Here is a 22,813-nt window from a genome sequence, read left to right on the forward strand (position 1 = left end):
AACCGGCAGGGGACTCGCTCAACCGGCGGAACGGTCGTCGCGGGCCATCTCCTGCAGCCGGCGGATGCGTTCCGCGGTCGGCGGGTGGGTGGCGAACATCCGGGCCATCCGATCGGTGGCGCGGAACGGGCTCTCGATCATCAGATGTGACTGAGCCGCGATGTCGGGTTGCGGCGGCAGCGGCGCGGCCTGCACGCCGCCGGAGATCTTCGCCAGCGCCGAGGCGAGCGCGAGCGGGTCCCCGGTGAGTTCTGCGCCGGACTGGTCGGCCTGGAACTCGCGCGACCGGGAGACCGCCAGCTTCACCAGGGTCGCCGCGATCGGTCCCAGCACGGCGATCAGCAGCATCGCCAGCGGGTTGGGCGCGTTGTCGCGGCCGCCGAAGGCGCCCATGAACATCGCGAAGTTGGCGAGGCCGCTGATGACCGCCGCCATCGCACCGGCGATCGAGCTGATGAGGATGTCGCGGTTGTACACGTGCGACAGCTCGTGGCCCAGCACGGCCCGCAGCTCACGCTCGTCGAGCAGGTGCAGGATGCCGGTGGTACAGCACACCGCGGCGTTCTTGGGGTTGCGGCCCGTGGCGAACGCGTTGGGTGACTCGGTGGGAGAGATGTAGAGCGCGGGCATCGGCTGGTGCGCCGTCGTCGCCAGCTCACGCACGATCCGGTACATGACCGGCGCCTGCAGTTCGGTCACCGGCTGCGCGTGCATCGCCTTCAGCGACATCTTCGCGCTGTTGAAGTAGACGTAGGCGTTCATGCCGACGGCGACGACCACCGATCCCCACAGGATCAGCGGGCTCTGGAACAGCGCGCCGATGCCGACGATGATCGCCGACATCAGGCCCAGCAGAGCCGCCGTCTTCAATCCGTTGAGATGCATCGGGTCCTCGTCTGTCCGGCGCCGCGGGTCTCGGTGTCCTCGGGCCGGTCCGGGCGAACCCGGACGGCCGAGGAGTGCTGGCGCCTTCATCCGGTCAAACGACGCAGAACCCGAATCGGTTTCCGCATGCCGATGTCGGTGCGGGCGCGGTGGCGGCGGTCAGCGGTAGTTGACGAACTGCAGGGCGATACCGAAGTCCTCGCCCTTGAGCAGCGCGATGACGGCCTGCAGGTCGTCGCGCTTCTTGCTCGACACGCGCAGCTCGTCGCCCTGGATCTGCGCCTTGACGCCCTTGGGTCCCTCGTCGCGGATCTTCTTGGAGATCTTCTTGGCGTGCTCGGAGTCGATGCCCTGCACCAGGGTGCCGGTGATCTTGAAGGTCTTGCCGGAGCCGACGACCTCGCCGGCGTCGAACGCCTTCAGGGAGATGTCGCGGCGGATCAGCTTCTCCTTGAACACCTCGAGGCCTGCCTGAGCGCGCTCCTCGGCGTCGGAGGTGATCACGATGTTCTCCTCGCCGGACCACTCGATGCCGGTGTTGGTGCCCCGGAAGTCGTACCGCTGGGACAACTCCTTGGCAGCCTGGTTGAGGGCGTTGTCGACCTCCTGGCGGTCGATCTTGCTCACCACGTCGAACGATGAATCAGCCATGTCCGACAGGGTATGTCATGGCGATCGGAGTGGAGTTGACCAGCCGGTTTGCGCGCGGACGTGGTGTTCGTTGTATTCTTCACGGCGTTGTTCGAACGGCTGTCGCGACGGCCTGGGAGAGCGGCACGGCAGGTTGCCCGAGCGGCCAAAGGGAGCGGATTGTAAATCCGTCGCGCAAGCTACATAGGTTCGAATCCTATACCTGCCACAGCGTGGTTCATCTTCGCGAAACTGCACTACAGACGGTCTCCGACCAGCGATTTGTCTAGCGCAGACGCGAGTGTGTAACCTCGTTAAGGCTCTCGGGCGCAACTGCCCGGGGCACGCCCCCTTAGCTCAGTCGGCAGAGCGTTTCCATGGTAAGGAAAAGGTCGACGGTTCGATTCCGTCAGGGGGCTCGCTGGACGAGAAGTCCGCGGGGCGGTGTAGCTCAGCTGGTTAGAGCGCACGACTCATAATCGTGAGGTCGAGGGATCGAGTCCCTCCACCGCTACACATCGGGTCCGACCGGAACCGAGCGCAAGGGTCGCAAGCCCTGAGGGAACTTCCGAACCCGACCACGTACCACCCGAAAGAAGGCAATCAAGTGGCCTCCTCAACAGATGTTCGCCCCAAGATCACCTTGGCCTGCGAGGTGTGCAAGCACCGTAACTACATCACCAAGAAGAACCGCCGCAACGATCCCGATCGCCTCGAGATCAAGAAGTTCTGCCCGAACTGCGGCAAGCATCAGGCGCACAAGGAATCGCGCTGACGCTGTCGTCGGCCTTTTCGAAGTACATCCAGCAGCGGGTCGCCTCTCGGAGAGGCGGCCCGTCTTGCTGTGTCGGGCCCGAAGGGAGTAGTGCTCAATGTCACAGGTAAACGAAGCCGAGATCCAGGATCGTGCGGACGAGGCGTCGAACGGTGGTGCGAAGCCGACCCCCGAGGAGATCGCCGCCCACACCCAGAGCCTCGTCGGCTTCCACTACACCGTCGACGACTACTACGAGATCGGCCGCGAGGAGATCCGTAAGCACGCGATGGCCGTGCAGGATGCGCACCCGACCCACTGGAGCGAGGAGGGCGCACGGGCCTTCGGTCACGACCGCCTGATCGCCGCGCCCACCTACGTGTCCGTGCTGGGGATCATCGCCCAGCGCAAGCTGTTCGAGGACGTCATCACCGGCTACGACATGTGGCAGATCATGCAGACCGATCAGCGGCTGATCTACCACCAGCCGATGAAGGTCGGTGACCGCCTGATCTGCGACGTCTCCCTCGAGTCGTTCCGTCACGTCAGCAGTCCCGAGATGATCGACCTGATGGTCACCAAGAACGTCATCTGGAACCAGCACGACGAGCCGGTCATGACGACCTGGACGTCGCTGGCCGCGCGCCCCGGCATGGACGTCGACCCCGAGCTGGAGGCGTCCCTCGACCACGTGATGATCAAGGTCGGCGCCATCGGTGAATCCGGGCACACCGTGGAGCCGAAGGCAGGTCGTTACGACCTCCCCGATCCGACGCAGTCGCCCGGCGCCTTCGGTGCCATCGATTTCGACACCCTCGCGGTGGGGCAGGAACTGACCCCGAGGCGCTACCTGCTGACGCGCGGGAACCTCGCGAACTATGCGGGCGTCGCGGGCGACCCCAACCCGATCCACTTCTCCGACCATGTCGTGAGCGCGGCCGGGATGGACGACGTGGTCGCCCACGGCATGCAGACCATGGGGCTCGGCGCGAGCTTCGTCTCGGAGTTCATCGGTGACCCGGCGGCCTTCTGCGAGTACAACGTGCGCTTCACCAGCCCGGTCTACGTGCCCGCCGACGACAGTGCGGCCGTCGACTTCACGGGCAAGGTCAAGTCGCTCGATCCCGCGACCCGCCGCGGAACCATCGCGATCACCGCCAAGCAGGGCGACCGCCGCATCTTCGGACGCGCGCAGGCGGTCATCCAGTTCAACTGACTGGTCACGGGGCATGCCGACGGCAGGCCGAGGGACCGACGTGTACGGTCGTCGAGGGGTCGGAGGCGAGCCCGTTTTGGGTCCACCGCCCCGGTGATCTACACTGAAGTGTCTGATTGATTCAGGCTTGCGCGCTACCCATAGGGTGGCGCGTTGGTTTTGTCGGCGACGAATCGCCGGCGGGTCGTGAGGCCGGGTCGATGAGACGGCAACGCCGACCACTCCGGTGGAGGGCGTCGCAAAGGGGCGTAGCTCAATTGGCAGAGCAGCGGTCTCCAAAACCGCAGGTTGCAGGTTCAAGTCCTGTCGCCCCTGCCCTGGTGAAGGGCACACGCTGACGAGAGGACCGCGAAGTTGAGCAAGCGAGACCGGGCCGCCCGCGCCAAAGACGCCGCAGAAGGTTCTGCGGCCGATTCGGCTGCGGCTGAGCTCGACGGTCGCGACGGGGCCACCGACGCGGGAACGGGCGACGAGACGTCGACCGGCACCGCCAAGGAGCTGCGTCCGTCCGGTAAACGCTCTGCTCGCGGGCGTCGCTCGTCGGCGGGTGCAAACGATGGTGACACCGACTCCGGTTCGGGGTCCGTCGCCGTCAAGGAACGCAAGACGAAGAAGAAGGCGTCTGCGGGGGAGAGCCGGAATCCGTTCGTTCGGATCTGGCTGTTCCTGACGCAGGTCGTCGCCGAGCTGAAGAAGGTCATCTGGCCTACGCGGCGCGAGATGATCACGTACACGATCGTCGTGCTCGTGTTCGTCATCGTGATGACCGCGTTCATCTCCGGCCTCGACCTCGCCTTCGCCAAGGGCGTTCTCTGGTTGTTCGGCTGACCCACGCGGTGGGCTCGGCCGGCGACGAGGAGTACGACCGCCAGATGAACCATAAGGAGCGTGGGCTGCAGTGAGCACCCCGGAGAACGAACTCGCCTCGACCGATTCCGTCGACGTGGCTGACGCCGATGTCGACGCGGCCGTGGCCGACGCGGTGGACACCGAGGGTGACGCGGTTGCCGACGAGACTGTCGTCGAGGGTGACGAGGCCGCGGCTGAGGACACGGTCTCCGAGGATGCCCCCGACGCAGGTGAGGCCGAGGCGGATGACGCCGAGGCTCCTGCCGAGGAAGCCCCGGCCGAAGAAGCCGAGGTCGATCCGGTCGAGGAACTGCGCAAGCAGCTCCGGCGGGCGCCCGGCGACTGGTACGTGATCCACAGCTACGCCGGTTACGAGAACAAGGTGAAGGCCAACCTCGAGACCCGCGTGCAGAATCTCGATGTCGGCGACTACATCTTCCAGGTCGAGGTGCCGACCGAAGAGGTCACCGAGATCAAGAACGGCCAGCCCAAGAAGGTCAACCGCAAGGTGCTGCCGGGCTACATCCTGGTTCGCATGGAACTCAACGACGAGTCGTGGGGCGCCGTGCGCAACACGCCGGGCGTCACCGGCTTCGTCGGGATGACCAGCAAGCCGTCGCCGCTCTCGCTCAACGAGGTGCTGCAGTTCCTGATGCCGCGCACCGAGGCGAAGAAGCCGGCCTCCTCGCGGGGTTCTGCCGCCGAGGGTGTCGAGGCCGCAGCCGCCGCCGCGTCGAACGTCATCGAGGTCGACTTCGAGGTCGGCGAGTCGGTCACCGTCATGGACGGCCCGTTCGCCACGCTTCCCGCGTCGATCAGCGAGGTCAACGCCGAGCAGCGCAAGGTCAAGGTGCTCGTGTCGATCTTCGGTCGTGAGACGCCGGTCGAGCTCGGGTTCAATCAGGTCGAGAAGATCTGACCCTTCGAGGCTCGCTTCGCTCGCACCTCAGGGAGCGGGAGAAGCAGACAAACACAGACTTTCACGTCTCCAGCGGGCGTGAATTCGCAAGTAAACAAGCAAGGAACAGAAGATGCCTCCCAAGAAGAAGAAGCTCGCCGGGATCATCAAGCTCCAGATCTCGGCAGGCCAGGCCAACCCGGCCCCGCCCGTGGGTCCGGCGCTCGGTCAGCACGGCGTGAACATCATGGAGTTCTGCAAGGCGTACAACGCGGCGACCGAGTCGCAGCGTGGCAACGTCATCCCGGTCGAGATCTTCGTGTACGAAGATCGCTCCTTCGACTTCAAGTTGAAGACCCCGCCGGCTGCGAAGCTCCTCCTCAAGGCCGCCGGGCTGCAGAAGGGCTCCGGCGAGCCCCACACCAACAAGGTCGGCAAGGTGAGCATGGACCAGGTCCGTGAGATCGCCAAGACCAAGGCCGAAGACCTCAATGCCAATGACATCGATCAGGCCGCGAAGATCATCGCCGGCACTGCTCGGTCCATGGGCATCACCGTCGAAGGCTGACACACCCAAGTCATCCCCGTGGGAGGGCCGGCTCGGCCCGCACCACACACCCCGCCGTTCGAGTGCGGAGAAGGAACAGAGCAATGAGCAAGAAGAGCAAGGCCTACGCGGCCGCGGCCGAGAAGGTCGACAAGACCAAGCTGTACAGCCCGCTGGAGGCTGTGGAGCTCGCCAAGGACACGTCGTCGAAGAACACCGACGCGACCGTCGAGGTCGCGATTCGCCTGGGCGTCGACCCCCGTAAGGCAGACCAGATGGTTCGAGGCACCGTCAATCTGCCGCACGGCACGGGTAAGACTGCCCGCGTGATCGTGTTCGCCGCCGGCGACAAGGCCGCCGAGGCCACCGCCGCCGGTGCCGACGAGGTCGGTGCCGAGGACCTGATCGAGCGCATCCAGGGCGGTTGGCTGGACTTCGACGCCGCGATCGCCACCCCGGATCAGATGGCCAAGGTCGGCCGCATCGCGCGTGTCCTCGGACCGCGCGGCCTGATGCCGAACCCGAAGACGGGCACCGTGACCACCGACGTCACCAAGGCCGTCAACGACATCAAGGGCGGCAAGATCAACTTCCGCGTCGACAAGGCGGCCAACCTGCACTTCGTCATCGGCAAGGCCTCGTTCGACCCGGCCAAGCTGGCCGAGAACTACGGCGCCGCCTACGACGAGATCATGCGCGCCAAGCCGTCGGCAGCCAAGGGCCGCTACATCAAGAAGGTCACCGTCTCGACCACGACGGGCCCGGGCATCCCGGTCGACCCGGCGGTCGCCCGCAACTTCGCGGAGGCACCGCAGGCCTGATCTCGCATCAGGCGCACTGACACCCACGAGGGGCCCGGCATTCCGATGTCGGGCCCCTCGTGTTGTGTCTGCGTGGTCCGCTCGCCGCGTTGCGTGGCACTCATGCGTGGTCGGTGAGTATGCGTGTGAGGGCTGCTTCGACTGGGGTCAGGGGTTGGGTGGCGTGGTGCTCCGGCGGTGCCGGTGGGTGGACGAGTTGTCGGTAGGCGAGTTCGAGGCGTCGGCCGCGGTCGCCGTGGCCGATGGCGTCGGGGCGCGCCTGGTCGCCGGGCCCCCTGCTCCCTGAGGAGCGCCCGGAGCTTGCGGAGGGCGCGTCACGAAGGGTCCGGCGACCGAGCCTGCGAAATCCTCGCGTTGGTGGTCCGTGAATCTCGTCGCGCACGGTGTTCAGATGTTCTGCGAACCGCCGGGGTATGTCGGGTCGGCGGTTGAGGCGGTCGGGGTTGGGTGGCGCGCCGGGTTCGGCGTTCAATCGCCAGACGCAGCGGCCTTCGTCGGGTCCGGACCGTGCGATGCGGGTGGTGTACTGGCCGGGCTGGTCACCGACCATGCGGTTGTGTCGTGGGCAGGCGGGGGCGAGGTCGTCGATGTCGGTGAGACCGCCTTTGGCCCAGTCCTTGTGGGCGTGATGGAGTTCCACCTGCGTGGCGGGTTGATCGCACCCGGGAGCCGAGCACACCTCGCCGTCAGGGCGGGCGAAGGAGACGAAGCGCTGTTCGCGGGTGGCCAGACGCTTGCCCCTACCGAAGTACAGCGGCACGGCGGTGGCGTCTTTGAAGATCGCCAACCACGGCTGAACCTCACCGGCCATCGCGATCAGGTCGGGGATGGGCAGCAGGGTTCCGGTGGCGGTCGTGGCGAGCCCCGCTTCGCGGATCAGGTCGCCGAGGTCGGCTTTGATGATCAGCTGCACGGGCAGGCCACGGTGTGTCGTGCCGAGTGCGCCGTCGGCGAAACCGGCGGTCAGTGCGGCGTCGAGGGCGTCGTGATTTGTCTGGGCGGGGGTGCGGTGGTCGCGGTCGGCTGCGGTGGCCAGGGCGTCGGGGTCGGCGGCTCCGGCCGGCCCACGGGGTGAGGCGGGGTCGTCTGGGTTGTTGAGTCCGGGTTTGCCCCAGACCGCGAACATCATCGTGAGTCGGGCGACGAGTTCGGGGGTCAGGGTGCCCGACACCTTGGCGGTACCGTCAGCGCGTTGCCGGCCGATCCACAGGCCGCGGCGGCGTTTCTGGTCGGTGTCGTCGGCCAGGGTGCCGTCGGGGTCGAGGTGGGCGAGCAACCGCGCGCCGAGTTGGGTGATGTCGGCAGGCGTGTGGGCTTCGGCGATCTCGGCCATCTGTCGTTCGGCAGCGACTTTCACATCGTGCTCGACGGCGTGGGGAATTCGGTCGAGGACGTCGAGGGCGGCCTGGAGGTGTGCGGTCCCGACGGAACCTTCGGCGAAAGACTCTGCCAGTGTGGGGTGTTCGGGTGGCAGTGCTTCGCCGGTGTGGGTGAGGTGGGTGGCGGTCGCCTCACGCTGGTTGTTGCGGCGCATCGGGTCGGACACCCTCAGTCGGTGGGTGATGAACGCGGTGATGGAGCGGTATCCGGTGCGATGGGGTAGGTCGCGGTCGGCGATGGTGACCATCTGCCGGTCACCGGCGTAGGTGAGGCGGGCGATCGCTTTCTCGGTGTCGGCGGCGACGTCGACGAGTTCGGTATCCGAACACGCGCTCAGGTCGACGGTCTGTAGTTCACCGATCAGCCGGTGCAGTTCGGCGAGGAGTTCGGGCGCCCGCGACGTGGGCAGCGAACCGTCGATGTGCGTGGTGTCGGCCATGACGGTCACCCCCCCGAGAACCGTAGCTGCGAATGTACGTTCGAGTGTACACCGAAGTGGACGTACGGTGAGGCCAAAATCTCTGTTGTGCAAAGCTATTGAGCGACGGCGATCTGTCGGTGGCTTATGATAGGGCCGCTGACCTCACTCCAGCCAGTTGTTGCCCCCGAGGTCCAGTTGCGCGACGTCGAGCGCCGGGGTGATCCCGGATTCCGGTGCGAGACCGTGGTTCTCGAGGACGTTGCGCATGATCTCGGCGGCGTCGATGTTGAGCGGGCTCGACACCCACATCGCGTACGGCAGGTTCACGAATCGGTTCTCGCGCACCGCCTTGAGGTTTCGGCTCGCCGGGTTCGACCGGAGCGCGGCGATCTTCTCGTCGACCGACTGGCCGGGATAGTCGACGAACACGATGACGTCGGGGTCGGCGGTGGTGAGGCGTTCCCAGCTGACGGCGGTCCAGGTGTCCTGGATGTCCTCCGTCGCGTTGCGGGCGCCGGCGGCGTCGAGAATGCCCTGCGGGCCGCCGTAGGACCCCGAGGAGAAGATGGTGTCGGACACGCTGTCGAAGACGAAGGCCGTCGGCTTGTCGGTGGGTTGCGGAGCGGCGCGGAGCTTTTCGAAGCGATCGGACACTTCGTCGGCCGCGGCGGCGCCCTGATCCGGGTTGCCGGTGATGGTGCCGATGTTGCGCAGATCGGTGTCGAGCGCGACCCACGGGTCCATGGTGCCGCGCTGGGCCTCGCCTTCCACCTGTCGACATGCCTCGGACAGCTGGTACACGTCGATGCCGTGGGAGGCGAGGATCTCCGGCGTGATCCCGCGGGACTCGCTCATGCCGTAGTTGTATCCGGCGTAGAGCACCTGGGGTTCGGCCGCGACGATGTTCTCGAGAGTGGGGCGTTCGGCCGCGACCTCGTTGAGCGTGTCCACCTGAGGTCCGTACTCGAGCCGCAGGACGTCTTTGTCGCGGGCGAGCGCACTGACCGCCACCATGCTGTCCCGGGCGCCCGCCGCCAGTGCGATCGCGATCATGCCGCCGTCGTTGACGAACAGTCGATCAAGGGGCTGGGGGAATGCGACGTCGGTTCCGCAATTGGTCACGGTCACGGTGTTTTCCGACGCGGTGGTGCTGTCGGTTCCGCAGGCGGTGACAGCGCCCAGGGTCAACGCGGCGACCAGGACGCCTGCGATCGGATGGATTCGGAAGGTACGTGTACTCAAGGGTTTTCCTCTCACGGGGTGACTTTCGTCAGAGCTCGGGGGACAGGCGGGTTCGGGGCGCAGATGAGGTCGGGGTGTCGAGCAGCAGGTGCGGCAGACCCGTCGACGGGTGCGTGACGACAGTCCCGGACACCTCGAAGACGTTCGCCAGCAGATCCGGCGTCAAGACCTCGACCGGTCGGCCGTGGGCGACCACACCGCCATCGGAAACCACTGCGACGGAATCGAAGTGGCGTAACACGAGGTCGAGGTCGTGCATCGCCGCGAGGACGGTGGCGTCGAGTTCGTCGAGGATGTCCATCAACCGGAGGCGCCAGGCGGCGTCCAGGTGATTGGTGGGTTCGTCGAGCACCAGGATCGGGGTCTGCTGTGCGAGTGCACGGGCGAGCACGACGCGATGCCGTTCGCCGCCGGACAGGGTGGTGCACGAGCGGGTGCCCCAGCCGTCGAGGCCGACCCGCGCCAGCACGTCGGCGACCACCGTCGAGTCGTCGGAACTCCCCGTGGACCAGGCCGACCGGTACGGGGTCCGGCCGAGTCCGACCGCTTCGGCGACGGTCAGTTCGGCGGAGGGCTGTTCCTCCTGACCGACCACCGCGATCGACCGCGCGCGTTGCCGTGACGGGATGCGGTGCAGATCGTCGCCGCCCACGTCGATGGTGCCGGCGACCGGGCGTTCGAGACCGCACAGCGTGCGCAGCAGGGTGGTCTTGCCCGAGCCGTTGGGACCCACGATCGCCAGTCGGGTGCCCGCCGGGACGTCGAGGTGGACATCGCGCAGGATGACGCGCCCGCCTCGCCGGCACGCGAGTGCGTTCGTGAGCAACGCCATCGACGGGTGTCGGGGTGCGTCGGTCATGAGCCCCCGCCGAACACGTACTGGCGTCGACCCATGAGGAACAGGAAGATCGGTGCGCCGATCAGCCCGGTCACGATACCGAGAGGCATCTCCCGAGGCGCGGCGGCGACCCGGGAGATGACGTCGACCCACACCAGGAACAGCGCCCCGCCGCAGACCGCCACCGGCAGCATCGCGCGGTGGGTGGCGCCGACGAGCAACCGGGCGGCGTGGGGAACGATGAGACCGACGAAACCGATCCCGCCCGCCACCGCCACGAGGACGCCGACGAGGACGCCTTGAATCCCGAACAGCGCGTTGCGCATCGCGCGGACCGGTACCCCCAGTGACGTCGCGGTGTCCGTGCCGGCCGCGTAGGCGTCGAGCCACGAATGGATCGCGAGCATCGCCATCACGGTGACCAGCACGACCACCCCCGCGATCTGCACCTTCGCCCACGTGGCGCCGGCGACGCTGCCCAGCATCCAGAACATCACGTTGTCGGCGGCGTGCGGATCGGCGGCGGTGAACACGAGCAGCGACGAGAGCGCCATGAAGGCCGACGACAACACGACGCCGGAGAGGATGAGTCGCAGCGCGGTCAACCCGCCCTGCGCGCGGGCGACCAGGTACACCGTGACGGTGGCCGCGAGTGCGCCGAGAAGCGCCCCGCCGGACAGCGACCACACCCCGAGGCCGGCCAGCACGCCGAGGGTCATGACGGCGGTGGCCCCGACCGCCGCACCTGCCGACACTCCCAGCAGGTAGGGCTCGGCCAGCGGGTTGCGGACCAGGGCCTGCATGAGAGCGCCGGCCAGTGCGAGGCCGGCGCCGACGAGCGCGGCCAGGACGGACCGGGGGAGACGGAGATCCCAGATGATCACGGCGTGCGCGGTGTCGGGTTGCGCACCGGTCAGGCGACCGACGACGGTCTGCCACACGTCGGCGACGGGAATGGTCTCGGCGCCGAACGCCGTGGCCAGGGCGATGCTGAGGAGGGTGAGGACGAGCAGAACTGCGGCTAGCGGCGTCGAACGGAGTCGCCGAACCGGCGGAGCGGTGGCGATCTCGGTCGTGCCGACGGTACGACGGGACACGGAAGGTACGGCCTTACGGTCTGGGTATCTGTGCGCGAGATACACGGTGGACTCGAGCGAGAGCGGTGGGTATTCGGACTCGGGTTCGTTCGGAACCGGCGCCTTCCCGGGTCTCCCCAGTGGCTTCGTGCCGGTTCCGTCCCCCATACCGCTGCGCGCCAGTCCTGGATTCGCACCAGGTTCCCCGGCACCCGCGCGTGCAGGTGCGACCGTTCTCGGTCGTCAGGCTATCAACATCCACCCGAGCCGGGCGCGGCGCGGGTCGGTCGCCGTGCCCGGACATCGCGGGTGACACCGCCTAGGCTGGACGCGACGACCTGGCGACGTGACGGCGGAAACGGTGAACCGATGGATGCACGAGACACGAAACTGGCCATCATCGGGGCGGGTGCGGTGGGTACCGCGATCGCCTACTCATCCCTCATCCGCGGGGTGGCGCGGACGATCGCGCTCCTCGACATCAACGCGGCCAAGGTGACCGCCGAAGTGCTCGACATGTCCCACGGACTCGAGTTCGTCCCGCGGGCGGACATCATCGGATCCGACGACGTGTCGGTGTGCGCGGACGCCGACGTCGTGGTGTTCACCGCGGGTGCGAAGCAGAAGCCCGGTCAGTCCCGCCTCGAATTGGCCGAGGCGACAATCGGTCTGACCCGCGCCATCCTCCCGGGTGTCCTGGAGGTGGCCCCTGACGCCATCTATGTGATGGTCACGAATCCGGTCGACATCGTCACCTACGCCGCCCAGGAGATCAGCGGTCTCTCACCCAGCCAGGTCTTCGGTTCGGGCACCGTGCTCGACTCGTCGCGGTTGCGATTCCTCCTCGCACAGCACTGCGGCGTGGCGGTGCAGAGCGTGCACTCCTACATCGCCGGCGAGCACGGCGACACCGAGATCCCGCTGTGGAGTTCGGCGACGATCGGTGGAGTGCCGCTGACGTCGTGGAAACCGCTGCCCGGCCGGCCGGCGCTGGATGCCGTTGCGCGCGAACGCATCCACCACGAGGTCGTGCACGCCGCCTACACCATCATCGAGGGCAAGGGTGCCACGAACTATGCCATTGGGCTCGCCACGACGCGGATCGTCGAAGCCATCGTGAACAACGAGCACCGGGTGCTGCCGGTGTCGACACGCGCCGACGGCATCGAGGGGCTCGAGGGTGTGTGCCTGTCGTTGCCGACCGTCGTCGACCGAGGCGGTGCGCAGACCCGGCTCGACGTCCCGCTGTCGGACTCGGAACGCGCGGGACTGCTGGCATCGGCGGAGACGCTGCGAGCGATGCAGGCGCGATTCGGGTTGTAGGACCTAGACGGGCACGGTTGCGCGCAGGAACTCGAGCTGGTCGCCGACGACCTGCTCGAAATCGTCGCCGATGTAGATGTCGAAGTGGCCCACCGGATACCGGATCACCCGGGCCCGCGGCGCGCGGCGCGCGTATTTGACCGTCGGGCGCGCGGGAGCCACGGTGTCCCCGTCGCACACGCACAGCAGGGTCGGGCAGTCGAGGTCTTTGAGCGCCCGGCCGGGGGAGTGCAACGGGATCGTCAGGCCGACCCGGGCGGCGACCTGGTTGGGCAGTTCGAGGCCCTCGGGGATGAGCGGCAGATATCCCGACACCGCGTCCGGTGCCGTCATCAGCGCCGCGGTTCGCGGTTCGCCCGCGAGCCCCACGGTCACCGGCGGCCGGCCGAATGCCGACCCGACGATGTCGGCGAGCGCGCGCACGGTCACCTTCGCGCCGGACACCACACCCAGCGCGGCGGTCGACGCGATCCCGCTGGTGAACGGGCACTGGGAGATCACCGCGGCGACCCGACCGTCGCGGCGACCAGCCACGAGGACATGGCCGCCGCCGAAGGAGGTGCCCCACAACACGATTCGTGACGAGTCGACGCCGTCGAGGCGTCGCGCGAAGGCGATCGCCGCGGCCCAGTCGTCGAGCTGGCGGCGGATGGACAGGAGCTGGCGCGGTTCGCCGTCGCTGTCCCCGAAGTGGCGGTAGTCGAAGACCAGACAGGAGTATCCGGCCTCGGTGAACCGTTCGGCGAAGGCGTCGAGCCGCATCTGCCGCACCCCGCCGAGGCCGTGTGCCATCACGATCACCGGTGCGGGGGCGGAGCCGTCGGGGCGGTACCACCAGGCCCGGCACGTCGTCCCCGACGACTCGAACTCGACGTCGTTCCTGATCATTCTTCCCCCGCTGGTCGTGTGCGTTTCTCGGGCGGACTGTATCAACACGCGTTGTCAGACAACAGCCTGCCTGTCCGTCGGCCGGACCAATCTTCGCCATGAGCGCGCTTGTCGACGACGTGACCCCGTAAGGTCACCTCGTCACGATGAGGTGTCGGGGGACACACAGAAGAAGGTCAAGCACGATGCGTTGCTCGCGAAAGATGGTCCTCGGATTCCTGGCCGCGGCGTCGATGACGGTCGCCCCGCTGATGGTGGCGGCACCCGCATCGGCGGCGACCGATTACGCCAACTGCTCAGCACTCAACGCCGATCATCCGCATGGTGTGGGCCAGACGGGTGCCGTCGACTCGACGTCGGGCACCCCGGTCACGACGTTCACCGTCGACGACGCGCTCTACGACGCCAACAGCGAAAGCGATCGCGACAAGGACGGGATCGCCTGCGAGAAGCGCTGATCAACCGTCGGCGGCGAACATCGGCGACACTGGGTGACATGTTCACCCCGCGCGAGGCCGAGAACCGACGGTTGCTGAGCGCGCGCGACGCCATCGACCGCGCTTATGCCGACGATCTCGACGTGGCCACGCTCGCCCGCATCGCGGTGATGTCGTCGTCGCATTTCATCCGCCGATTCCGGGCCGTGTTCGGCGAGACGCCGCACCGCTACCTGCAGCGCAGGCGCATCGAGCGAGCCTGCGCGTTGCTGCGAACCACCGACAGCCCGGTGCTGGAGATCGCGCTGAGCGTCGGCTACGACAGTCCCGGCACCTTCGGCCGGACGTTCACCCGGGTCGTCGGCTGCAGTCCCACCACCTACCGGACGAATGTGGCGCCACTTCCCGTGCCCGGGTGTCATGTGCGCCGCTGGACCCGGCCGGCCGATGCGATCGCCGATGTCCCGACGTCGTCGGAAGTGAGCGATTTCGGAGAAGCGCGGGCCGCACGGGCGGTCGTATCGTCGGAACCGTGATCAATGGCATCGGCATCCACTCCATCTACGTCCTCGACCAGGACGTCGCGCTCGACTTCTACGTGGGGACACTCGGTTTCACGGTCGACACTGACGTCGACATGGGGTTCATGCGATGGCTGACGGTCGCGCCGCCCGGGCAGCCCGACAGGCTCATCCTCCTCGAGAAGCCCGGGCCGCCCGCGCTGTCCGGCGAGACGGTCGACAAGGTCCGCGACCTCGTGACGCAGGGGGCGATGCCGGTGACGATCCTGTCCACCGACGACTGCCGCGGCACCCACGCGGCCCTCGTCGCACGCGGCGTCGAGTTCACCCAGGACCCCGAAGACCAGCCCTACGGCACCGACTGCGCGTTTCGGGATCCATTCGGGAATCCGCTGCGGATGACCCAGCGGGCTGTCGAGGATCGGCCCGTGGGGGACGAGGACATCGCGCGGTGGGCACCGGGCAGATGACCAGGGGCCGTCGAACAGCCTGACCGGACGCGCGGGCGTTAGATTCGTGCCCATGGCGGCCCGACTGGACAGGTACTTGAGCAGCAGACACCCGGATGTCGCGATCGCCGCGGCCTTGCTGTTCGTGGCCGGACTGGTCGACGCCATCGCGTTCGTCGTGCTGAAGGGCAGCTTCGTCGCCTTCATGTCCGGCAACTCCACCATCCTGGGTGAGTCGACGTCGGCGGGCCGATGGTCGACGATCGCTCTCGTCGCCGGACTCGTCGCGGCGTTCTTCGGCGGCGCGGTGGGCGGTGCCGCGATCAGTCGCTGGGTCGCGCGCTCGCCGGTCTGGGTTCTCGTGGCCGTGACCGTCGCGCTCCTCGTCGGCACCGTCGTCGCGCTCACCGCATCGCCGACCGCCGGGATGATCGTCGTGGCGGTGGCGACCGGTGCGATCAACTCCGCGCTGTCGCACACGTCGACCGTCCAGGGCGGATTGACCTACGTCACCGGCACGCTGGTGAAGTCCGCGCACGAACTGGTCGCGTCGCTGGGCACCGATCGGCCGTGGGCGTGGCTGTCGGTGTTCTGGATGTGGCCGGTGTTCGTGCTCGGCGCGGTGTGCGGTGGAGTCGCGGAACGGCAGTGGGGAGTCGCCGGGTTGTGGGTCGGGGTCGTGGTCTCCGTGGGTGCCCTGGCACTTCGCGTCGCCGAGACGTCGTCTCGAGGCAATTCGCGCTCGGATGGAACCGAACGGGCCGCTGGATAGTCTGAAACATATGCGCGACGACAAGCTGCTCACCCGGATCTCCGCACTTCTCCGTCAGGCGGAGAACACCGACAACGAGCACGAGGCCGAGACCTTCATGCAGGCCGCCCAGCGGCTCGCGACCGCGTCGTCGATCGACCTGGCCGTGGCGCGGGCCCACGACCCCGCCGCGCGCAAGAAGGTCACCCCGGTCAGCCGCCAGATCGCCATCGGCGAACCGGGCAAACGCGGCCTGCGCACCTACGTGCAGCTCTTCGTCGCGATCTCGATGGCGAACGACGTGACGGTCGACGTCGCGAGCAATTCGACCTTCGTGCTCGCCTACGGCTACGAAGCCGACATCGACGCCTGCGAAGCCCTCTACACGTCGCTGATCGTGCAGATGGTCGCGGCCAGTGACGCCTACCTGCGGTCCGGCGCCTACAAGGGCGAGACGTTCGCGCGGGTCGTCACCCGGGGGAGCGGGTGGCGTGCCCGCCGCGTCGTCGAGGAGAAGCCGTTGTCACCGATCACCGCCCGGCTCAACTTCCAGTCGGCCTTCGCCGAGCGCATCGGCAAACGCCTCGCCGAGGCCCGCGACGCGGCGCGCGACGAGGCCATCGCCGCCGAACGCGATTCCGGTGAGTCGACCCGCTCCACGGCGGTCGCATTGCGCAACAAGGAGATCGAGGTGACCGACTTCTACCGGACGGAGTCGAGCGCCCGCGGCACCTGGCGTCCGTCGAGCGCGTCCGCCGGATACTCCGAGGCCGCACGCCGGGCCGGTGACCATGCGGGACGCCGGGCGAAAATCGGTGCCGACCGCGAGTTCGGCGGCGCCCGAGGCGCGCTGGAGGGTTAGGGCTCGGCTCTCGCAGCGGAGTCCTCGGCGGCCCTCGAGGTGGGACGGTCGTACCAGGCCATCGACGGCTGCGGGACGAACGGCGTCGGGGTGCCCGCCCACCGCCGCACCCACCGGCCGACGCGGCCCTCGTCGGTCGCCGTGGCGTGTACGACGATGGCGGTGACCACGAGGATCAGTGCGAAGACGAACAGCCAGCTGATCGCGACGAAGACGACGCCGAGCGTGCCGTAGCTGCGGATCGTGCCTGCGGCGAGTGTGGGCAGCGCGACGTGGGTACCGGCGAGCAGCACCGTGATGAGGAGGCCGGTGCCGAGTCCGTTCAGGAGGAGCAACTTCATCGGTACCTGTGACGACACCAGCAGCCGGGGGATCGCGGTGAACGTGGCCGACCAGATCAGGAGGGTCACGGCGACGATCAGCACGATCCCGAGGATGCCGCGGTCGCCGACGTGTATGCCGAACACCGAGGTGGCCTGCAATCCCGTGGACAGGCCCTGGGCGGTCACCGCTGCGGGGATGAGAAAGACGACGACAACCCACCGCCAAAAGCCGCCCCACGACAGTTTGGCGACGTCCCAGATCGACACATACATTCGGCCGAGGGCACGTGACAGGGAGGTGGCGCCTGCGATGGTCATCAGCGCACCGAGGACGCCGAAGGTCGTGGCCGACGTCGGGTCGTCGATCGTGGGCGTGTCGAAGCTGCTGACCGGGATGCCGAGCCCGGTGAGTGCGTCGTCGACGACGTCGCTGCCCGGCAGGGAGAGCACGAGGATCACGATCGGGAGGATCGAGGTGAAGGCCTGCGCTGCCAGGGTCATCGACCGGTCGGTGAGGTTTCCTCGCGCGATGTCGATGACGATGCGGAGAACCAGGGAGGCGCCGGGCAGCCGCATCACGCGCTTGCGCACTGCATCGAGATCAGGACGGCGCATGAACTCTCCCATCGGCTCCGGGGTCCCTCATCATGGGCGATGCCGTGAGTGAACGAGACACCGGGCGCGCAAGATTCTACGAGGCCGAGCACCTCGTGCACCGTCTGTTCGACAACGTGTCGTCGTCGCGGACGGTGCAGCTTGCCGGGACCGAGGTGACCCTCCCCGCTGAGGTGAGGTTCGCGTCCGTCGACGCCGTCGACGACTACGTCCGCAGGGTGCTCGCGCTACCCGGGGTGCAGGCGAGCTTCGAGCGCGCGTCGCAACCGGTGTCGGTCCGTGAACGCCGTGGTCAGCGCTCCGCGCACTACGCCGCGCGGGTTCGGAGATCCGACGGTGTGCCAGTCGCCGCCGAGATCGCCATCCCGTCGGCGGCCGAGGGACGCTGGGCGCTCCGGGAACTCGTGGTGCTGCACGAGCTCGCCCACCACCTCGACGGCACCGCCGGTCCGGCGCACGGGCGCGGGTTCGTGCTGACGCTCATCGAACTCGTCGGGCTCGTGCTGGGTCCCGAAGCCGCGTTCGTCTATCGCGTCGTGCTGTCGGATTCCGGGGTGGGGTGAGACCGAGTTCTTCCGCCGAACGGATGACTCGTGGCCGGTTGTGCTCGCCACGCCGGGGTGGTGGACCGGTATCGTGGCGTCGACGTCCGAGCGTGAATTCGACGCACACTGTGAACGGGGCACAGCACATGACGACACCGACGACACCCGCGGTCCCGACGACGCCGGCCGCACCGACACCATCGGCGCCGTCGACGACACCTCCTCGGCATCCCATGCCGGCCGAGCCTGGGCCGGTGCCGGCGCCGCCCGGGGAATCGCAAACGCCGTCCGCGCGTTTCGGCATCCTGCCGTCAGAGGTGTCGGACATCGCCACCACCTGGCGTGCTGAGGGCACCGCGGTCAGCGATCTGGACTTCTCGTCATTCGGATCGATGACGGGGGCGGGTAGCCGGACGCTGGCAGCGGCGAGGAGTATCGGCGTGCCGGCGCAGCAGTGCATCGATTCCGTGAGCACCCGACTGACCGCACTGGGGGACGCGTTGAGCATTTTCAACTCGCGCGCTCAGGAGACCGATGGCGTCGCGGCCGGCCGGATCCGCGGTCTCGCCGAACGCTGATGCGCCCCACGATCTCTCAGTTGCGCACCTGGGACACCGGTGCCCTGGGATCCGCAGGTGGTATCGCCGCCGCGAACGCCTCGATCCTCGACGGTGCGCTCGATTCCGCGGTCCGGGCCATCGACGGAGCGGGGTCCTGGTTCGGGCTCACGCGAGACGCGGCGAACACCAGGATCGATCAGGAACGCGACCACGGCGGCGAGGTCCGCAATGTGTTGAACCAGATAGCCGACGAGGCAGGCGACGCGGCACGGGACCTCGGGTTCGCCAAGGACCACGTGCTGCGCGAGGTCGACTCTGCCGTGGCACGCGGTTTCTCCGTCGACGGCGACGGAACCGTCTCGCACCCCGACGAGGACAAGGCCGAAGAAGTCCGGACCATCCAGAACGCCATCAACCGCGGTCTGTCCACTGTGGACGAACTCGACGAGAACTACGGCGCCCGGCTCGAAGGACTCTCGGGTGACCTTGCGGCGATGGTGAACGGACAGCCCGACATTCACGTACCCGGTCTTGGTCCTCGAGACCCCGACGATCTGGTCACGCACCTGGGCAGCCTGACACCAGACCAGCGGGCGGCGCTGCTGGCGAGTCTGACGCCGGAGCAGTTGCGCCGACTGGCACAGGCCGACCCGCAGGCGATCGGAAACATGAACGGGGTGCCGTTCCCGGTCCGGATCGACGCGAACGAGACGAACATGCGCAACGCCCTGATCGACGAACGGCAGAAGCAACCGCCGAACCAGCGCCGCGTCGACCGGTTGGTCGAGCTGCTCGAACCCACGACAGATCCGTTGACGGGCCAAGCGGTGGAGCGCACCTTCCTGGGGTTCGAGAACACGCCGAACGGTCGGATGATCGAGGTGGTCGGAGCCATCGGTCCCGGCAATCCCAATGTGACCGTGTACGTTCCCGGCACAGGCACGAACCTCGACGGCAGCGGGACGAATCAGCGTGCCGCGTACAACCTGGCTAATGCGACCGGCGGGCCGGTCATCCTGTACATGAACGGTGATCTCCCGCAGGGCCTTTATCCCGACCTGACCGGCGACGACGATGCATTCGACACCACCCCCGCAACTCAGATGGCTCCTGGACTGGTCGAATTCGGACGTGATCTCGACCGCACGCTCGCTTCGGAGGCACCCGATGCCGCAACGACGTACATCGGTCATTCCTACGGTGGCTCGGTGGTCGGTACGGCCGAGCAACTGGGACTCAACGCTGATCGCGTGATCTACGCGTCGTCGGCCGGGACCGGTGTGCTCGACGGCCCGTGGCGGAACCCGAATCCGGACGTGCAGCGCTTCTCGCTCACCGCACCCGGCGACCCGGTCCATTTCTCGCAGAGCCTCGGCGGCACCCAACACGGGGGAGACCCGGACAGCACTCCGGGAGTTCGACGCCTCGACACGGGGTTGTACGGCGACGGCGCACACAGCGGTGAGGTCGTCTGGGGACCGGAGGGTCACGGTAGCTATTGGGACGATCCGACATCGGGAGCATTCGAGAACATGGTCAAGGTCATCCGGGGTGAGGAACCAGACGATTACGTCTACCGCGCGCCCGACCACATGCCCGTCGGGAAGAAACCCGAGCCGCCGGTGATCTTGGCTCCCGGACCGGATTTCCCGCGATGATGCCGAAGTTGCTGCGTGACCGATCAACACCCGCGTCGGTGGCCGCCGCCTGTCTGCTCGTTGTCGGCGCCCTACTGTCCGGTTGCGGCGTCCAGAAGCCGAAAGACATTCCTGCGCTGTCGATGTCGAAGGAAGACGTGTGGGTTGCGGTCAGCGGCAACATGGCCGCTGTCGATCCCGACTACGTGACGACGCCCATGCCGGCGAACACCTCGATGAGGTTTCAGCAAAACGGTTGCGCCACCGACCCGAACACACTGATGCCGTCGGGCCCACCCTGGTGGTACCGCGAGAACCAGACCTTCCGCGATCCCTCCGCCGAGCGTGTCGACACGGTGCGCCGCGGCATCGAGAAGCTGATGTCCCAGGGATTCACACGCAAGCAGCAGTCGCCGTCGAGGGATCCCCGAGACCTGACCGTCGAGGACGCGCGCGGATTCGCCGTGGGAATCCATCACACCGAGTTCTCCAGTGGGAACGAGAACGTGACGGTGACATCGACCTCTCCCTGCGTGCGCCACCCCGGTCACGACGGGTGACATCCGGCACCGCAGACCCCCACGCATGGACGAATCCACCTCCAGCTTGGACTGCTCCAGCTTGGTGGTGGATTCGTCAACGGTGGTGGGTTTGCAGAACTACCGCCCGGCAGCCTCTTTGTCGGCGGCCCGCTGGAACTCCAGGTCGTCGGATGCGCAGGCCAGACAGATCGGCGCATGTCCGGCGGCCGGGTCGCGGTCCATCTCGTAGGCGATGTAGCTGTCATCGCAGCAGTGGCAGCGGATGCGTGCCTCCCACATGTCGTCGACCTCATCGCGAGGATCGTGGGGTCGCTGCATGGTGAACCAGCCCTCGCGGCGGAACTTCAGCGCCACGGCGTAGATGACGCCCGCGACGACGAAGGCGATGGGTGACGCCCACACCGCGCCGAAAGTACCGCCGAACAAGACGAGCGCGATGCCGATCACGGACGCGGTCGCCCACGCGCCGACGCCGGCGGGGTTGACCGCGGGCACGCGTCCCGGGCGGAACTCCAGGGAGTCGGCGGGAATCCGACGCAGCCGCATCCAGGCGATGTGCGTCAGCGCGATGGCGACCCATCCCACGATGAGGACGCCCTGGTACTGCAGGGAGGTTGTGATCCAGGACAGCACGTTGGTCAGCATCATCAGGTAGACGATCACCGCGACGACGCCGACCCAGAAGGTGCGGGGCATCGAGAACTTGACCGTGCGGGCGAAGAAGTTCTGGAAGTTGGTGGACGCCAGGTAGAAGTTGCCGCTGTTGACGCGTGTCTGGCTGACGACGACCCACAGCAGACCCCAGATACCCATCATGCCGACGATCCCGAGGATCGCCGACTCCTCGGAGAGCGGTCCGGCGATGGTGATGGTCTGGGCGAGGAACATACCGACCGCTGCGTTGATCAAGAGGGTGACGACGTAGAACGGCGTACCGAAGGACACCCGTGCGTTGAAGGTCGCATCCTGCGGGCGGCCGAATCGCGCGTAGTCCCAGGCCATCATCGTGACGACCCAGACGCCCATGTAGATGACGAAGGCGTACCACCACCCGGGCACCCCGAGATCGGCCGCGGCCTCCGGCTCGTAGGTGAGCCAGTCGTTGCTGTAACCGTATTCGGCGATCGCCCACACCACCGAACCGACCAGCCCGACCACATAGAGCGGCAACAGCACCCCGTTGAGCCGGTCGAGCCAGGTGGCGACACCGCGCCACGCCAGCGGCGCCTGATAGGCGACGACCACCAACGCCCAGAACGCGATCGGGAGTGCACCGAAGTAGGCGTGCAGGGCCGACGCGACGATCGCGCCCTCGGCCACCACGTAATACGCGATGGTGATCCCGAACAGGGCTGCGGCGAAGGCGGATCCGGCACGGCCGAACACGACGCGGGAGAACAGCGAGACGCTGGTTCCGGTCTGATTGGCGAACTTGGCGGCGACGGAGTTGATGGCGCCGTAGGCCACGACCGAGAGTCCGATGCCGATGAGGGCGTCGGCGGCTCCGACGGAGAGCGAGACGGTGGCGCCGACGACCACGAAGAACATCGCGCTCATCAGGCCGAACCAGGCCATCGACACCGACGAACGCGACGTCCGCCACGAGTTGGGCACGATGTGCATGGAGTAGTCCTCGGCCGCGGCGCGTGCGAGGACCTGGGGATCGTCGGTGTATGTGACGTCCAGGGGCGGAACTCCGCCCGTCCTGGAGGACGAGATGTCGAGAGTCATTGCATTCCTTGGTGTTCGAGTGGTGGTCAGATGTGCCGGCAGCGGCGGGTGGATGGCGTCGTCGCCATCACC

Annotated in this window: 25 protein-coding genes, 4 tRNA genes and 1 riboswitch; of the genes, 20 read left to right on the plus strand and 9 right to left on the minus strand. The window is 67.4% G+C overall.

The window, feature by feature from the left end:
* Window positions 1–18 precede the first annotated feature (18 nt).
* Together htpX and KTR9_RS05700 are read right to left on the minus strand one after the other, a co-directional pair.
* Window positions 19–885, minus strand: coding sequence for a zinc metalloprotease HtpX (gene htpX, locus KTR9_RS05695; protein WP_010841976.1), 867 nt, complete (start codon window positions 883–885; stop codon window positions 19–21).
* 159 nt (window positions 886–1,044) lie between these two features.
* The gene (locus KTR9_RS05700; RefSeq protein WP_044505993.1) at window positions 1,045–1,536 is read right to left on the minus strand and encodes a YajQ family cyclic di-GMP-binding protein; all 492 of its coding nucleotides are present in this window, start codon (window positions 1,534–1,536) and stop codon (window positions 1,045–1,047) included.
* A 127-nt stretch (window positions 1,537–1,663) separates the two neighbouring features.
* Between KTR9_RS05700 and KTR9_RS05705 the strand changes: the two genes are divergently transcribed.
* The 10 genes from KTR9_RS05705 (at window position 1,664) to rplA (ending at window position 6,600) form a co-directional block, all read left to right on the plus strand.
* Window positions 1,664–1,744: transfer RNA gene (locus tag KTR9_RS05705), tRNA-Tyr, on the plus strand.
* A 117-nt stretch (window positions 1,745–1,861) separates the two neighbouring features.
* Window positions 1,862–1,934 (plus strand) — tRNA-Thr (locus KTR9_RS05710).
* 21 nt (window positions 1,935–1,955) lie between these two features.
* Window positions 1,956–2,029, plus strand: a tRNA-Met gene (locus tag KTR9_RS05715).
* Window positions 2,030–2,122: 93 nt separating this feature from the next.
* Complete coding sequence (gene rpmG / locus KTR9_RS05720) at window positions 2,123–2,290, plus strand: 50S ribosomal protein L33 (protein ID WP_003929651.1); 168 nt, start codon at window positions 2,123–2,125, stop codon at window positions 2,288–2,290.
* A 97-nt stretch (window positions 2,291–2,387) separates the two neighbouring features.
* Window positions 2,388–3,485, plus strand: a complete 1,098-nt coding sequence (locus tag KTR9_RS05725) for a fused (3R)-hydroxyacyl-ACP dehydratase subunits HadA/HadB (RefSeq protein ID WP_014925599.1) — start codon at window positions 2,388–2,390, stop codon at window positions 3,483–3,485.
* Between the two features lie 242 nt (window positions 3,486–3,727).
* Window positions 3,728–3,800, plus strand: a tRNA-Trp gene (locus tag KTR9_RS05730).
* A gap of 39 nt (window positions 3,801–3,839) precedes the next feature.
* Window positions 3,840–4,313, plus strand: a complete 474-nt coding sequence (gene secE / locus KTR9_RS05735) for a preprotein translocase subunit SecE (RefSeq protein ID WP_014925600.1) — start codon at window positions 3,840–3,842, stop codon at window positions 4,311–4,313.
* A 70-nt stretch (window positions 4,314–4,383) separates the two neighbouring features.
* A complete protein-coding gene (nusG, locus tag KTR9_RS05740) occupies window positions 4,384–5,253 on the plus strand; it encodes a transcription termination/antitermination protein NusG (protein WP_014925601.1) in 870 nt (289 codons plus the stop codon).
* A gap of 112 nt (window positions 5,254–5,365) precedes the next feature.
* A complete protein-coding gene (gene rplK, locus KTR9_RS05745) occupies window positions 5,366–5,800 on the plus strand; it encodes a 50S ribosomal protein L11 (protein WP_004021736.1) in 435 nt (144 codons plus the stop codon).
* Between the two features lie 83 nt (window positions 5,801–5,883).
* A complete protein-coding gene (gene rplA, locus KTR9_RS05750) occupies window positions 5,884–6,600 on the plus strand; it encodes a 50S ribosomal protein L1 (protein WP_010841971.1) in 717 nt (238 codons plus the stop codon).
* A gap of 100 nt (window positions 6,601–6,700) precedes the next feature.
* Here the strand turns inward: rplA and KTR9_RS05755 are convergent, their stop codons facing one another.
* From KTR9_RS05755 to KTR9_RS05770, 4 genes are all read right to left on the minus strand, one after another.
* The gene (locus KTR9_RS05755) at window positions 6,701–8,419 is read right to left on the minus strand and encodes an HNH endonuclease signature motif containing protein (protein ID WP_044507629.1); all 1,719 of its coding nucleotides are present in this window, start codon (window positions 8,417–8,419) and stop codon (window positions 6,701–6,703) included.
* Window positions 8,420–8,563: 144 nt separating this feature from the next.
* A complete protein-coding gene (locus KTR9_RS05760) occupies window positions 8,564–9,589 on the minus strand; it encodes an ABC transporter substrate-binding protein (protein ID WP_238554109.1) in 1,026 nt (341 codons plus the stop codon).
* An 82-nt stretch (window positions 9,590–9,671) separates the two neighbouring features.
* Window positions 9,672–10,502, minus strand: coding sequence for an ABC transporter ATP-binding protein (locus KTR9_RS05765; RefSeq protein WP_014925604.1), 831 nt, complete (start codon window positions 10,500–10,502; stop codon window positions 9,672–9,674).
* On the minus strand, window positions 10,499–11,578 hold the full coding sequence (locus KTR9_RS05770) for a FecCD family ABC transporter permease (protein WP_044507633.1): 1,080 nt from the start codon (window positions 11,576–11,578) through the stop codon (window positions 10,499–10,501). Before KTR9_RS05770 ends, KTR9_RS05765 begins: the two co-directional genes overlap by 4 nt.
* A gap of 47 nt (window positions 11,579–11,625) precedes the next feature.
* Window positions 11,626–11,807: riboswitch (cobalamin riboswitch) on the minus strand.
* 119 nt (window positions 11,808–11,926) lie between these two features.
* Here KTR9_RS05770 and KTR9_RS05775 point away from each other — a divergent pair.
* Complete coding sequence (locus KTR9_RS05775) at window positions 11,927–12,880, plus strand: L-lactate dehydrogenase (RefSeq protein WP_014925606.1); 954 nt, start codon at window positions 11,927–11,929, stop codon at window positions 12,878–12,880.
* Window positions 12,881–12,883: 3 nt separating this feature from the next.
* On the opposite strand, the gene KTR9_RS05780 is transcribed toward KTR9_RS05775, so the two are convergent.
* Window positions 12,884–13,768, minus strand: coding sequence for an alpha/beta hydrolase (locus tag KTR9_RS05780; protein WP_014925607.1), 885 nt, complete (start codon window positions 13,766–13,768; stop codon window positions 12,884–12,886).
* 185 nt (window positions 13,769–13,953) lie between these two features.
* Between KTR9_RS05780 and KTR9_RS05785 the strand changes: the two genes are divergently transcribed.
* Genes KTR9_RS05785 through KTR9_RS05805 form a run of 5 tightly spaced genes read left to right on the plus strand, consistent with a single transcriptional unit; the run spans window position 13,954 to window position 16,788 of the window.
* Entirely contained in the window at window positions 13,954–14,226 is a 273-nt protein-coding gene (locus tag KTR9_RS05785; RefSeq protein WP_035718198.1) for an excalibur calcium-binding domain-containing protein, read from the plus strand.
* A gap of 38 nt (window positions 14,227–14,264) precedes the next feature.
* Window positions 14,265–14,741, plus strand: coding sequence for a helix-turn-helix domain-containing protein (locus KTR9_RS05790; RefSeq protein WP_044506015.1), 477 nt, complete (start codon window positions 14,265–14,267; stop codon window positions 14,739–14,741).
* Complete coding sequence (locus KTR9_RS05795; protein ID WP_014925609.1) at window positions 14,738–15,196, plus strand: VOC family protein; 459 nt, start codon at window positions 14,738–14,740, stop codon at window positions 15,194–15,196. Before KTR9_RS05790 ends, KTR9_RS05795 begins: the two co-directional genes overlap by 4 nt.
* Before the next feature lie 52 nt (window positions 15,197–15,248).
* Window positions 15,249–15,947, plus strand: coding sequence for a YoaK family protein (locus KTR9_RS05800; RefSeq protein WP_044506016.1), 699 nt, complete (start codon window positions 15,249–15,251; stop codon window positions 15,945–15,947).
* Window positions 15,948–15,957: 10 nt separating this feature from the next.
* Window positions 15,958–16,788 (plus strand): DUF2786 domain-containing protein, encoded by an 831-nt coding sequence (locus KTR9_RS05805; RefSeq protein WP_044506017.1) that lies wholly within the window; start codon window positions 15,958–15,960, stop codon window positions 16,786–16,788.
* Here KTR9_RS05805 and KTR9_RS05810 read toward each other — a convergent pair.
* Window positions 16,785–17,726: a YhjD/YihY/BrkB family envelope integrity protein gene (locus tag KTR9_RS05810; RefSeq protein WP_014925612.1), complete on the minus strand. Its 942-nt coding sequence runs from the start codon at window positions 17,724–17,726 to the stop codon at window positions 16,785–16,787. The genes KTR9_RS05805 and KTR9_RS05810 overlap by 4 nt on opposite strands.
* A gap of 44 nt (window positions 17,727–17,770) precedes the next feature.
* On the opposite strand from KTR9_RS05810, the gene KTR9_RS05815 reads away from it, so the two are divergent.
* The 4 genes from KTR9_RS05815 (at window position 17,771) to KTR9_RS05830 (ending at window position 21,028) form a co-directional block, all read left to right on the plus strand.
* Window positions 17,771–18,289 (plus strand): TIGR04338 family metallohydrolase, encoded by a 519-nt coding sequence (locus tag KTR9_RS05815; RefSeq protein WP_014925613.1) that lies wholly within the window; start codon window positions 17,771–17,773, stop codon window positions 18,287–18,289.
* A 128-nt stretch (window positions 18,290–18,417) separates the two neighbouring features.
* Entirely contained in the window at window positions 18,418–18,849 is a 432-nt protein-coding gene (locus KTR9_RS05820) for a hypothetical protein (protein WP_014925614.1), read from the plus strand.
* Entirely contained in the window at window positions 18,849–20,489 is a 1,641-nt protein-coding gene (locus KTR9_RS05825; protein ID WP_014925615.1) for an alpha/beta hydrolase, read from the plus strand. Before KTR9_RS05820 ends, KTR9_RS05825 begins: the two co-directional genes overlap by 1 nt.
* Entirely contained in the window at window positions 20,486–21,028 is a 543-nt protein-coding gene (locus KTR9_RS05830) for a hypothetical protein (RefSeq protein WP_014925616.1), read from the plus strand. The genes KTR9_RS05825 and KTR9_RS05830 overlap by 4 nt, the downstream gene beginning before the upstream one ends.
* A gap of 99 nt (window positions 21,029–21,127) precedes the next feature.
* Here the strand turns inward: KTR9_RS05830 and KTR9_RS05835 are convergent, their stop codons facing one another.
* On the minus strand, window positions 21,128–22,741 hold the full coding sequence (locus KTR9_RS05835) for a purine-cytosine permease family protein (protein ID WP_014925617.1): 1,614 nt from the start codon (window positions 22,739–22,741) through the stop codon (window positions 21,128–21,130).
* Window positions 22,742–22,813 lie beyond the last annotated feature (72 nt).

Origin of the sequence: Gordonia sp. KTR9 (assembly GCF_000143885.2) — a bacterium.
Classification (GTDB): Bacteria; Actinomycetota; Actinomycetes; order Mycobacteriales; family Mycobacteriaceae; genus Gordonia.